The 12318-nt window shown below is 60.4% G+C and carries 11 protein-coding genes; 2 read left to right on the forward strand and 9 right to left on the reverse strand.

All coding sequences use genetic code 11. The features are described from left to right. Positions 1 to 46 precede the first annotated feature (46 nt). The 6 genes from efeO (CKW23_RS00775) to CKW23_RS00800 form a co-directional block, all read right to left on the reverse strand. Positions 47 to 871, reverse strand: coding sequence for an iron uptake system protein EfeO (efeO, locus tag CKW23_RS00775; RefSeq protein WP_095066880.1), 825 nt, complete (start codon positions 869 to 871; stop codon positions 47 to 49). Positions 872 to 900: 29 nt separating this feature from the next. Continuing rightward, a complete protein-coding gene (gene efeB / locus CKW23_RS00780) occupies positions 901 to 2211 on the reverse strand; it encodes an iron uptake transporter deferrochelatase/peroxidase subunit (protein WP_025260832.1) in 1311 nt (436 codons plus the stop codon). Positions 2212 to 2233: 22 nt separating this feature from the next. Further along, positions 2234 to 3442, reverse strand: coding sequence for an iron uptake system protein EfeO (gene efeO / locus CKW23_RS00785; protein WP_025260831.1), 1209 nt, complete (start codon positions 3440 to 3442; stop codon positions 2234 to 2236). An 8-nt stretch (positions 3443 to 3450) separates the two neighbouring features. Then, entirely contained in the window at positions 3451 to 4299 is an 849-nt protein-coding gene (efeU, locus tag CKW23_RS00790; RefSeq protein WP_025260830.1) for an iron uptake transporter permease EfeU, read from the reverse strand. A gap of 234 nt (positions 4300 to 4533) precedes the next feature. Continuing rightward, positions 4534 to 5715 carry a class C beta-lactamase gene (ampC, locus tag CKW23_RS00795; protein WP_025260829.1) on the reverse strand — a complete coding sequence of 394 codons (1182 nt, stop codon included), beginning with the start codon at positions 5713 to 5715 and terminating at the stop codon, positions 4534 to 4536. Between the two features lie 103 nt (positions 5716 to 5818). Next, on the reverse strand, positions 5819 to 7264 hold the full coding sequence (locus CKW23_RS00800) for a SulP family inorganic anion transporter (RefSeq protein WP_025260828.1): 1446 nt from the start codon (positions 7262 to 7264) through the stop codon (positions 5819 to 5821). Between the two features lie 174 nt (positions 7265 to 7438). Here CKW23_RS00800 and zapE point away from each other — a divergent pair, with 174 nt between their 5' ends. After that, entirely contained in the window at positions 7439 to 8554 is a 1116-nt protein-coding gene (zapE, locus tag CKW23_RS00805) for a cell division protein ZapE (RefSeq protein ID WP_025260827.1), read from the forward strand. Positions 8555 to 8566: 12 nt separating this feature from the next. Here zapE and rarD read toward each other — a convergent pair whose 3' ends face one another. After that, on the reverse strand, positions 8567 to 9451 hold the full coding sequence (gene rarD / locus CKW23_RS00810; protein WP_025260826.1) for an EamA family transporter RarD: 885 nt from the start codon (positions 9449 to 9451) through the stop codon (positions 8567 to 8569). 264 nt (positions 9452 to 9715) lie between these two features. Here rarD and CKW23_RS00815 point away from each other — a divergent pair, with 264 nt between their 5' ends. Then, positions 9716 to 10867 carry an MFS transporter gene (locus tag CKW23_RS00815; RefSeq protein ID WP_025260825.1) on the forward strand — a complete coding sequence of 384 codons (1152 nt, stop codon included), beginning with the start codon at positions 9716 to 9718 and terminating at the stop codon, positions 10865 to 10867. A 6-nt stretch (positions 10868 to 10873) separates the two neighbouring features. Here CKW23_RS00815 and CKW23_RS00820 read toward each other — a convergent pair whose 3' ends face one another. Further along, complete coding sequence (locus CKW23_RS00820) at positions 10874 to 11707, reverse strand: PhzF family phenazine biosynthesis protein (protein ID WP_095066881.1); 834 nt, start codon at positions 11705 to 11707, stop codon at positions 10874 to 10876. A gap of 77 nt (positions 11708 to 11784) precedes the next feature. Continuing rightward, entirely contained in the window at positions 11785 to 12267 is a 483-nt protein-coding gene (locus CKW23_RS00825) for a multidrug/biocide efflux PACE transporter (RefSeq protein ID WP_025260823.1), read from the reverse strand. Positions 12268 to 12318 lie beyond the last annotated feature (51 nt).

Raw genomic sequence — 12318 nt, forward strand, 5'->3', positions numbered from 1 at the left:
CCTACAGGGGGTGAAGGAGCGAATTCATTCGCGAAGAGGTTGTGAGTCAATTCAATCCCAGTTTCCCGCGCAAGGTAGACAGGTCTTCGGCTAGCGTGTTGACCGGGCCGACCAGTGCCTTGCGGTCGTTTTCCTTCACTTTGTCATAGGTTTCGAAGCCACCCTCTTTGGTCTTGTACTTGGCCAGGATCTTGTCCACGGTGGCGAAGTTCTTGTCGACCTTGGTGGCGAAGGCCTTATCCTGTTTCTCGATCTGCGGACGGAACAGGTCGACGATTTTCTTCGCGCCGTCGATGTTGCCCTGGAAGTCATACAGGTCGGTATGGCTGTAGCGGTCTTCTTCGCCGGAGATCTTGGTGGCGGCGACTTCTTCCAGCAATGCGGCAGCACCGCCGACGACTTTCTCCGGTGGGAAGGTCAGGTCGGCTACGCGGGCTTGCAGGTCGTTCACGTCAGCCATCAGCTTGTCGGCAATCGGGCCTTGGTCCTGGGTGGTGTTCTGCGAGAACAGGGCATATTCCAGACGATGGAAGCCAGTGAAGTCTTCGGCTTCAACGCCTTGCTCGTGGTCGTCGACACGGGAGTCGATGGACGCATCCAGGTCGCTGAACAGCTCGGCAATCGGTTCTACCGACTCGTAGTAGACCCGCGTGGGTGCGTAGAGCTTCTTGGCCGTGGCGATGTCGCCTTTCTTGACGGCGTCGGTGAATTCCTTGGTGTGGCTGACCAGTTCATCGATGTTTTCGGTGACGTAGATTTTGTAGTCCGAAACCGGGCCGACCAGATCCAGCGGCGCCGTGGCAGCGAACGCCGCCATCGGGGTCTGAAGCAAGCCAAGGGTCAGCAGCAAAGCCAGAGGCGTTTTGTTCATGGTTGTCTTCCGGGTCAGGTGATTGAAGGTCATGCGGTTTGGGCAGTCGCTGAGGCGGCCAGCAATGAGCGGCCAATAAAATCCTTGTCGCCGGTCACGCCGGGCAGGGTGAAGAAATAGCCGCCGCCGAACGGCTTGAGGTATTCCTCCAGCGGCTCGCCGTTGAGGCGGGTCTGCACGGTGATGAAGCCTTTTTCCAGGTCGCTCTGGTAGCAGATGAACAGCAGGCCCATGTCGAGCTGGCCGTTCTTGTTGACGCCGTTGGAGTAGTTGAATGGACGACGCAGGATCAGGTTGCGCTGGGTTTCCGGCGTGCGCGGGTTGGCCAGGCGGATGTGCGAGTCCATGCGGGTCTTCTTGCCGTGCGGGTCGGCTGCATAGTTCGGCACGTCGCTTTCCACTTTGCCGTCCATGGGCGCGCCTGTGCTCTTGGTGCGGCCGAAAATGGATTCCTGCTCCTGCAAGGGCGTGCGGTCCCAGCGCTCGACGAAGTTGCGGATGAGCCGCACCGCCTGATAGCTGCCGTGGGCGGCCCAGGCCGGCTCGTCGCTGCCGGGCTGGACCCAGACCAGCTCGTTCATGGTCTTCTGGTTGTTGGAATCCGGGTTGGCCGAGCCGTCACGGAAGCCTAGGAAGTTGCGCGCACTTTCCGCTGGCTGGCCTGGCTTTTTGGGTGCCTGGGCCGGCACCGTGCCTTCCTGTTTCCAGCGCACCAGCAGCAGGTCCGGCAGGTTCTTGACGATATCGCGCAGGGCATGAATGTTGGTGTCCGGGGTGTTGGAGCAGAACTGGATGCTCAGGTCGCCGTGGCAACTGCTGGCTTCCAGCGCATCGTTGGGGAAACCTGTCATGCGGCTCAGGCGCTTGGGTTTGACGGCAGTCAGACCAAAGCGCTCATCGAACAGGGATTCGCCCACCGAAACCGTGATAGTCAGGTTGTCCGGGGTGACCACCGGGCCAAGGATGCCCGAGTCCAGCGGCGGCAGCTTCGGATCGACCTCGGCCACCGGGCCGCCGGTCATCAGAAAGGCGATGCGTTCGTTGAGGGTGCGGAACATGCGCTCCAGGTCTTCACGATCAGCTGCCAGCACATCGAAAGCCACCAGCATGCCTGCGGCCGGACGCGGGTTGACGATGCCGCTCTGGTGGATGCCGTGGAACGCATTGTGGTCCTGGGTCTTGTCGCTGTTGGGTGCTTCGGTGACCTGGGCGGTGGAGGCGGCCAAAGCGTTGCTGCTCAGGCTGCTGCCTGCCAGTGCGGCACCGGCAGCACCCAGCCCTAGCAGAACGCGGCGGCGCTGAAGGGAGTGGGGGGCGTTATCGGATTCCGGGTTTTTCATCGTAGTCACTTGTTCACATCGGTCAGAGGTCGGAGAGGCCGAGGGCCGAGTCGATTCCGTCGAGCGCATCGGCCAGAGCCTTGGCCTTGTCGCCTATCGATTGGCGCTGCGCTGCATCGACCTGATCGTAAGGGCGATAGCCGTCGTCGGTTTTCAGTGCCTTGAGTTGTTCATCCAGAGCGCTCGATGCGCTGTCGATGCGCTGCAACTGGGCGCCTGCGCTCTTGGCCAGCAGCGGACGCAACAGGTCGATGACCTTGCGTATGCCTTCCAGATTGGCGGCAAAGCCATTGAGGTCGCTGTGGCTGTAGCGCTCTTCTTCACCCTTGCTGCGCACTTCAGCCAGGCTGCGCATGTTGCGGGCGACGATATCGGCCAGTTGTTCCGGTGCCAGTGTCTGCGCCAGCAGTTGCTGCTTGAGGCTGGTGACATCGGTTTGCAGGCGCTGCGCCACGGGGGCGAGGCCTTCGACGTTGCGTTGCTGGAACAGGGCGTATTCGATGCGATGGAAGCCGCCGAAGCCTGGGTCTTGCTCGCGTTTTTCGTAGTAGTCGGCGCGGGCGTTGATGGCGTTGTCCAGCTCGGCCAGGCGTTGTGCGGCAGGGGCAATGCGCTGATAAAGCGTGCGCGCCGGGGTGTACGCTGCTTGTGCTGCGCTCAGGTCACCGGCTTCGATAGCCTGCTGCAAGACAGCGACCGCCTTGATCAGCGCCGAACTTTGCTGGCTCAGGTACACGCGGTATTCGGACAGCGGGCCGATAAACGCCACCATGGACGGACGCGCTTTTGCCTTGGCTTCCGACTCGGCTGTCGGGGTGACATGCAAGGTGCCACGCGGGTTGCTCAGCAGGCCGCAGGTGATGGCGTAGTCGCCGGGCTGCAAGTTGGCGTTGATCACCTGGCTCAGGCCGGGCGCGATGTTTTCCCGTTCTTCGACCACCAGCACGCCATCGAGAATTTCCCATTCCACGGCACGTTCGGAGCGGTTGACGATGCGAAAGGCATTCTTGCCCGCAGGCACGGTCAGTGTGTTGGGTTCGCAGTTGTGGGCGTGGATGTTGACCACGGTTTCGTTGCCGCTGTTGGCAGCCCGTTTTTTCGAAGCCACCTGCGAGGCGTAGTAGAAGAGTCCGCCGGCAGCGATCATCAGGATCACAGAGCCGGCGACGGCCAATCGCAAGGCACGGGGAGGCCTGGCTTTACCGGAAAGCTCAGAGGACGTGTTTGACATGTAGGCCCTTATTCGTTCGTGACGGAAGTGGGGGAGTGCTGTTGTTTTGCTGTCGGGGTGTGGGGCAGAAAAAACAGCACCAGCGCACCGATCAGGTAGATCAGGTAGGCACTCAGGGTGCTGACGGTCGGCGCGTCCTGATAACCGAACATGCCGGCGAGCACCGAGCCGAGTGGGCCATCCATCGGCAGGGTTGCGCTGAAGTCGATGACCACATCCTGCAAGTGGTTCCACACACCGGCTTCATGCAGCGCCTGCACGGAGTTGGACAGAATCCCGGCAGCAACCACGAGGATGAACAGCCCGGTCCAGCGGAAGAACAGGCCGAGGTTCAGGCGCATGCTGCCGCTGTAGATTGCCACGCCGAAACCGATGGCCAGCAGCAGGCCGAGCAGGGCCCCCAAGGGTGCGCTGGAACCTTCGCTCTGCTGGAAGACGGCGAGCAGGAAGAAAACGGTTTCCAGGCCTTCGCGGGCCACGGCGAAGAACACCATGGCGATCAGGGCGTAAGTCTGGTTTTTCGAGCCGGCAAGGGCGGCGTCCAGGGAGGCATGCAAGGCATGCTTGATGGAGCGGGCTACCTTGCGCATCCAGAACACCATGGAACTGAGGATGCCGACGGCCACCAGACCGACGATGCCCTCGAACAGCTCTTGCTGCTTTTGCGGAAATTCGGCGCTCATCAGCTCAAGGCCACCGCCGACGAACAGGGCCAGGGCAGCGGCGAGAAATACGCCGATCCACACCGCAGGCATCCACTCGCCGCGGCCGGTCTGTTTCAGGTAACTGGCGATGATGCCAACGATAAGCGCGGCTTCAATGCCTTCGCGCAGCATGATCAAAAACGGAACAAGCATGGTTCACCGGGGTAAAGGCTTCGGGGTGAGGTGTTCCAGCGGGCTGTTTGGCTGAAACAATAAGTAACATAATGATACTCATTCCCGAATGAGAGCCAGTTGTTTTTCCGGTGATGCCTATGCTGTTCAGGTCAGGTTCAGGTATGAAGAGCGGTATTCCGTAGGAGCGAAAGGCAGTGTTTCAAACGGCATATATCGGTCGGATGTACCTGACCTTCGCGAATGAATTCGCTTCTACCGGGTTTGCGGTTCCTTTGGTAACGAGCAACAGTCCAGCTCACTGAGGATGCGATACGCGATGCGAACCCGTGCTTCGTTGGGGTAGTTCTTGTTGGCCAGGATCACGATGCCGAGTTTCCTGGCGGGCACAAAAGCGATGTATCCACCAAAACCATTGGTCGAGCCGGTCTTGTTGATCCAGACGTTCTGCCGGGGAGCAAGGGGCGGATTCAAGGCTGTGGCTGGCTGGGTTTCGTAAGCCATCTTGCTGGAGTTGCCTTCGAGCAACGCATCCAGTGTGAGGGGGGCATCGTACTGTTCCCAGATCAGGTCCTGAGTCATGGAGCCTGATTTGAAATAGCCGATCCGGGTGTCTGCAAGGGCACGTTGCAGCGCGGGAGACGTCTGCACCATGCCCATGTTCGCTTCGACAAAGCGGATCAGGTCACCGCTGCCGGACTTCATGCCATAGGCTTCTGCGGCCAGTACACCGGGGTTCAGCCTGACGGCTGCGTCCTGTCTGTTGTAACCCTGCGCATACCAGGACTGCCGGTTGGCAGGCACATCGAGGTAGCTGTTGGTCATGCCCAGTGCCGGGAACAGATGCTGTTCCATCGCGACGTTGAACGGCCGTTTCATGCGGTCGGCCGCGATCATGCCCAGTAGGCCAATACTGGGGTTGGCGTAGCTGCGGTGAGCGCCGGGCAAGTATTGGGGCTGCCAGGCCTTGAAGTAGCTCATCATCTGCTCGTTATCCCGTACCGTTTCGGGAAACTGCAGTGGAAAGCCACCGGCAGTGTGGGTGCCCAGATGAAAGAGTGGCACCTTGCCCAACCGGCTGCCGTACAACTGGGGAATATAGGTGTCGATGCTGGCGGTCAGGGAAAGCTGGCCGTTGGCTTGAGCCCAGGTGGCGAGGGTTGCGGTGAAGAGCTTGCTGATCGAGCCCAGCTCAAACAGCGTGTCGTTGCTGACTTTCTCCTGGATGTCTCTGGAAGAGACCCCGTAGTCATAGAAGTGTCGCTGGCCATTTTCGGTGATGGCAATGGCCATTCCGGGAATGTTGTACTGCTGCATGACGCTGCTGATTGCGTCATGCACGGTTTTATCAAGAGCCGGCGTCTTGCTCTCGGCAACGGCGACGCTGCTGGCCATGAGCAGCAGTGCCGGTGCAGCACATGCTTTGATCCATTGCATTTGAAGCTTCCTCGTATTCGGTGAGGGAGCAGACCCTACCACTTGCATGAAAGGGCTCAATAAACGTTCTTTCTCAAGATATGACCCATGTGTTTCAGACCGCTCAGTTGTCATGCGCTCCGGCGCGTTTGAGCAGTTTCTTGCAGCGCTCGGACAGATGGATCACACGCAAGTGTTTCCCGGCGTTGCTATAGCGTTCGCGCAGGGTTTTCAGCGCGGCAATGGCAGAGTAGTCGACGAAGTTCAGATGACGGCAGTCAATGGTGACGTTCTGCGGGTCGCTGGCCGGGTCGAACTGGTTGAGAAACGGCGTGGTGGACGCAAAGAACAGGGTGCCATGCATCAGGTAGATCTTGCTGCCGTCCTGCTCCAGATGAGTGTCGGCGTAGAGTTCGCGGGCTTGCTGCCAGGCAAAGTTGAGGGCCGCGATGATGACGCCGAAGACGACCGCTGCGGCCAGATCGGTGAGCACGGTGACGATGGTCACGGCGATGATCGCCAGCATGTCGTTCGTGGGGATCTTGTGCAGCACCCGCAACGAAGCCCAGGCAAAGGTCTGCTGGGACACCACAAACATCACGCCTACCAGCGCCGCCAGCGGAATGCGCTCGATCAGCGGCGACAGGAACAGCACGAACATCAGGATCATCACGCCAGCCACAACGCCGGACAGTCGACCGCGCCCGCCAGAGCTGAGGTTGATGGCTGTCTGGCCGATCATGGCGCAACCGCCCATGCCGCCGCAGAATCCGGACACCATGTTGGCTGCGCCCAGGGCCATGCACTCGCGGTTGGAATGGCCACGGCTTTCGGTGATTTCATCGGTGAGGTTCAGTGTCAGCAGGGTTTCCAGCAGGCCTACCATTGCCATCAGCACGGCATAGGGCGCCACGATCTGCAAGGTTTCCAGGTTCCACGGTATGTCGGGCAAGGCCAGGGTCGGAAGGCCACCGGCGATGCGCGCCATATCACCCAGGGTATGAGTCGGCAGTTTCAGCAGGTACACCAGCAGACCCACACTGAGTATCGCCACCAGTGCCGGTGGTACGGCACGGGTCAGGCGGGGCAGCAGGTAGACGATGGCCATGGTCAGGGCAACCAGCCCCAGCATCAGGTACAGGCTCTGGCCGCTCAGCCAGACACCGCCGTTCTTGAAGTGCTCCATTTGCGCCAGGGCGATGACAATGGCCAGGCCGTTGACGAAGCCGAGCATGACCGAATAGGGCACCATGCGCACCAGCTTGCCCAGGCGCAGCAGGCCGAAGGCAATCATGATCAGCCCGCCAAGTATCACTGTGGCGAGCAGGTACTGCGCACCGTGTTGCACCACCAGGGCCACGATCACCACGGCCATGGAGCCCGCCGCGCCGGAAATCATGCCCGGACGCCCGCCGAACAGGGCAGTCAGGGTACAGATGATAAATGCGCCATAAAGCCCCATCAGCGGGTTGAGATGAGCCACCAGGGCGAAGGCGATGCACTCGGGCACCAAGGCAAAGGAAGTGGTGAGTCCGGCCAGGACTTCGGTGCGGATACGGAGTGGTTTCATGACTTACCTGAGGGCGAACGTACTGCGTTACAGCCGTCGGCATACAAAAGAAGGGTGCAGATGTTACGAAATATGCGTTTAATCGACCAGTTAAAAAGACGTCATGTGCGACTATCATCTGCCTCGTGCTTCTATATGCTGGCAAACTTTCCTGAAGCCTAAGGTGCGTTTTCGATGGATGTCGTGTCTCCTCTGGATGCTTATGAACGAGCGGTCCAGCGTGGTTTTCAGCCTGACGAGGCGCAACTTCAGGCTGCCCGACAATTGCAGGGGTGCTACCTGGCGCTGGTGCAGAAGGGCACGACACCCAGGGGCGTTTATCTGTGGGGGCCTGTCGGGCGCGGCAAGACCTGGCTGATGGACCGTTTTTTCGACAGCCTGAGCGTACCGGCCCGGCGTCAGCATTTTCATCACTTCATGCGCTGGGTCCACAAGCGCATGTTCGAGCTGATGGGCACGCCCCAGCCGCTGAAAGTCGTTGCCTGTGAGCTGGCCCGCGAGGTGCGGGTGCTGTGTTTCGATGAGTTGTTCGTCACCGATATCGGCGATGCGGTGATTCTCGGCGGCCTGTTGCAGGTCATGTTCGAGGAAGGCGTGGTGCTGGTCTGTACCTCCAACCAGCCACCAGATCAGTTGTACAGCCACGGCCATAACCGCGAGCGATTCCTGCCCGCCATCGCTGCAATCCAGCAGTACATGGATGTGGTGACCGTGGACGGTGGCGAAGATCATCGTCTGCATCCCGGCCAGTTGCATCAGCGTTACTGGGTTGCCGAGCCGGGGCAGGCCAGTGCGCTGGGGGATATCTTCAAGGCGCTGAGTGGCGGGCAGGCGGTGTATGACTCGCAGGTGATGCTCGGTTATCGCAGCATCAACGTGGTGCAGCACACCGACACCACGGTCTGGTGCCGTTACCGGGATCTGTGTGAGCAACCCCTGGCGGCCATGGATTTCATTGCGTTGTGCGATCGTTTCTCGGTGATCCTGCTTGGCGAGGTCCCGGCCCTGAGCGCGGCTCAGCGCGAAGCGAAGATTGCCCGTGGCACCGAGGATGGTGTCGAGCAGGTCGTGGCGGGGGATCGGCAATTGCCGCAACTGTCACCCAACGACGACGGTGTGCGGCGCTTCATCGCTTTGGTGGACGAGTGCTACGACCGGCGCATCCCGCTGTATATCGAGGCGCAGACTTCCATGGAGGAGCTGTACACCCAGGGGTATCTGTCGTTTGCCTTTCGCCGCACCCTCAGTCGCCTGCAGGAAATGCAACTGGAGCGTTTTACCGGGCATTGATCGGCCTGACGTTCAGGCAGCATCCCGACGACGTTGGGCCAGCATATGCCTGGCGCCCTCAATGACCAGCACCACCACCGCCAGCCAGATCGGCAGGTAGGTCAGCCATTCATCACGGCCAATGCTTTCACCCAGCAGCAGCGCGACACACACCAGCAGTACGGGCTCCACATAGCTGAGCAGGCCGAACAGACTGAACGGCAGAATGCGGCTGGAAAGGATGTAGCTGATCAGGGCCGAGGCGCTGATGATGCCCAGCAGCGGGATCAGAAAGTAGAGTTTGGGTTCGTCCTGAGCCGCCATCGGATTGCCGTTGGCAATGAACCACAGGCCGATGGGCAGCATGAACAGCATGTCGAACCACAGCCCGCCCAGGTTATCGGTCTTGAGCTTGCGTCGCAGGACGAAGTAGAGCGGATAACCCAGCGCCACCAGCAGGGTTTCCCAGGAGAAACTGCCCAGCCGCCACAGTTCGTGGCCCACGCCGATCAGGGCTAGCGAAGCGGCGATCTTCTGCAGATGCGACAGGTGTTCGCCGTACACGATACGGCCCGTGGCGATCATGGTCAGCGGCAGCAGGAAATAACCCAGGGACACTTCCAGGCTGCGCCCGTGCAATGGCGCCCACATGAAGATCAGCAGTTGCGCGCCTAGCAGCAGCGAGGACAGCAGGATGCCAAACACCAGCAGCGGCTGACGCCAGATGCGCCCGGCCAGTGCCCGCACCAGTTTCCAGTCGCCACTGACCAGCATGAACAGCGTGGCACAAGGCACGGTCAGCAACATGCGCCAACCGAAGATTTCCTCGCCGGTCAGGGGTGTCATCAGTGAGGTATAGAAGTACATGACGGCGAACAGCACCGACGCCATGACCGACAGCACGACACCTTTATACACAGCGGCCTCTTTGATGGATGGGCGAGCGGGATGCACTGCAAAGGTGCGTAGTCTAGTGCGAAGGTTTGAAAATAGCTGGAGTATTTCTGCAGGCAGTAGGAGCGAATTTATTCGCGAGAGGCCAGTGAAGCCAAAGAGAGTGCGGCGCCTTTAATGGTGCTTTCGCGGATAAAATCGCTCCTGTGCGGTCTGCAATAGTCTCTGACTTTGCTAGGCTGTCGGGCTCGCCAGCACGATTCTGTCTGGTGTTCTCAAGGAGTTTGCATGACCTCTTTCAGCCACGAGGCCCCGATAGCAAAGGCCCGGCAGGAGCAGTCTTCCACCCGGATAGCGTTTTTCATTGCAGGTTTCAGCGTCGCCTCCTGGGCACCTCTGGTGCCTTATGCCAAGGCCCGTGTCGGACTGGATGACGGCACACTGGGTTTGTTGTTGCTGTGCCTGGGGATGGGCTCGATCCTGTCCATGCCTTTGGCGGGTGCGCTGGCGTCGCGTTACGGTTGCCGCCGCTTGCTGGTCATTTCGACCCTGTTGATCTGTCTGTGCCTGCCCTTGCTGGCCACTGTCTCTAGCCTGCCGCTGCTGGTGGCGACCCTGTTTCTGTTCGGCGCGAGCATGGGCGGTGTGGATTGCACGGCCAATATCCAGGCGGTCATTGTCGAGCGGGCCAGCGGCAAGACCATGATGTCGGGCTTTCATGGCCTGTTCAGCCTGGGCGGTATTGTCGGGGCCGGTGGCGTCAGCATCTTGCTGACCCTGGGGGCTTCGCCGCTGGTGGCGATGCTGGTGGTGGTTGTGCTGACACTTGCCGCACTGGCCAAGGCCACGCCACATCTGTTGCCTTATGGCAGCAAGTCCGAGGGGCCTGCCTTCGCGATTCCCCGTGGCGTGGTGCTGTTCATCGGCCTGCTGTGCTTCACCGTGTTTCTCGCCGAAGGGGCGATGCTTGACTGGAGCGCGGTGTTCCTCAGCTCGCTGAGGGGTGTTGAAACGTCCTATGCCGGGCTGGGTTACGCCGTATTTGCCGTGACCATGACCTTTGGGCGTCTTTTTGGCGATGCTGTGGTGCGCAGGCTCGGTTCCAACCGGGTCATCATTCTGGGCGGGTTGTGCGCTGCCAGCGGTCTGGCGATTGCCACGCTGGTGCCAGCCTGGGAAGCGGCTCTGTTGGGCTATGCCTTGGTGGGCGCCGGTTGCTCGAATATCGTGCCGGTCTGCTACAGCGCGGTCGGTCGGCAGACCACCATGCCGGAAAGTGTTGCGATCCCGGCCATCACCACGGTCGGTTACGCCGGGATTCTGGTCGGGCCGGCCGCCATCGGCTTTATTGCCCATGTCAGCAGCCTGGAGCTGGCGTTCATGATCGTTGCCGTGATGCTGCTGGGCGTAGCGATCAGTGGCAGCCAGCTCAAAACCTGAAGCTTTCTACAGCTTGCGCGCCATCCCCGACACTCGGATCGAACTGCCGATCTGTTCCGGGATTTCGGCGCGCAGGCGTGACGGGCTGCCCATGTCTTCGCCTTGCAGAATGTCGATAACGCCGCCGTGGGGCCAACCGATATCACGCAGGTAGCCGCCCAGCGCTGCTGTTGCCGCGCCGGTGGCCGGGTCTTCGTAGACACCGCCAAAGGCGAACGGATTGCGGGTATGGAAGAACTGCTCGGTTTCGGCAAACACCAGCACGATGGTGGCCCAGCCTTCGCGCACCATCAATTGGCGTCCGGCTTCCTGATCGTATTGCATGGCCTTGAGCTTTGAGCGGCTTTTGAGCGCCAGTACCAGATGCCCGGCGCCGCCGTTGATCGCTGCGGGTGGAATGCGTTCATCCAGATCACGGCGCTCATAGCCGAACAGGTTCAAGGCTTCCTCCAGCAATTGCGGGCTTATGGCTTTGCTATGGGTGGGTGGCGACTGCAAGGCGGCTGAAGTCAGTGACCCATGGGCATGGCCTTCGACCGTGATCTGCGCCTGATTGAGGGTCAGCTTGAACAGCCCGTCGCCTTGCTGCGCGGCCAGTGCGGCGCCCAGAGCAATGGTGGCATGGCCGCAGAAGGGCACTTCGGCCAAGGGCGAGAAGTAGCGTACGCGCCATCCATCGTCCAGCGGGGCCGCGAAAGCCGTTTCCGAAAAGCCGACCTCGGCGGCAATGCGCTGCATGGTGCTGTCATCGGGCAGCGCATCGCCAATCCATACACCGGCCGGGTTGCCGCCTTGATCGCCGTCGCTGAAGGCAGCCAGTTTGAGAATTTCCGTGGTCATGTCGGACAGACCTTATCGTCGCTGTGGGCCGATGATTGTGCCCGAACCCTTTCATTGCAATCCAACGGCAAATGCATTCAGGACCGTGAGGCCTCGCCACATCTGGACAGGCGGCGCTGCATGACCCGCTCGCGTACGAGGTCGTAGGCCCAGTTGAACAGCATGGTGTAAGGCAGGAACAACAGCAGAATACCGATATCCAGCAGGAAGGCTTCAAGCAGGCTGATGGACAACCACCAGGCTGCCAGAGGCACCACGGCGAGAATCAGCCCGCCTTCAAAACCCAGAGCATGAAGTGCGCGCTTGCCCAGGGTCATGCTGAAACCGAGTCGGGCGCGCAGTCTGTCGAACAGGGCGTTGTAGACCATGTTCCAGATCATGGCCACTGTGGAAATCATCACCGTCATGGCCCCCATCATGCCGAGCGAATGCCCCATGATCCAGGCCAGCAACGGCGCGATCATGATTACGCCGCACACCTCGAACAAGCTCGCATGCAGGATGCGCTCCTTGAAGGATTTGCTGGGTACAGCTGGGCGATCGTGGTTTGTCTGGCTCATTACAGATGACCTTTTGTGTTGCGGTATGGGTGCATTCTCATCGGTCATTGG

The sequence above is a fragment of the Pseudomonas sp. Irchel 3A18 genome, assembly GCF_900187465.1.
Classification (GTDB): Bacteria; Pseudomonadota; Gammaproteobacteria; order Pseudomonadales; family Pseudomonadaceae; genus Aquipseudomonas; species Aquipseudomonas cichorii.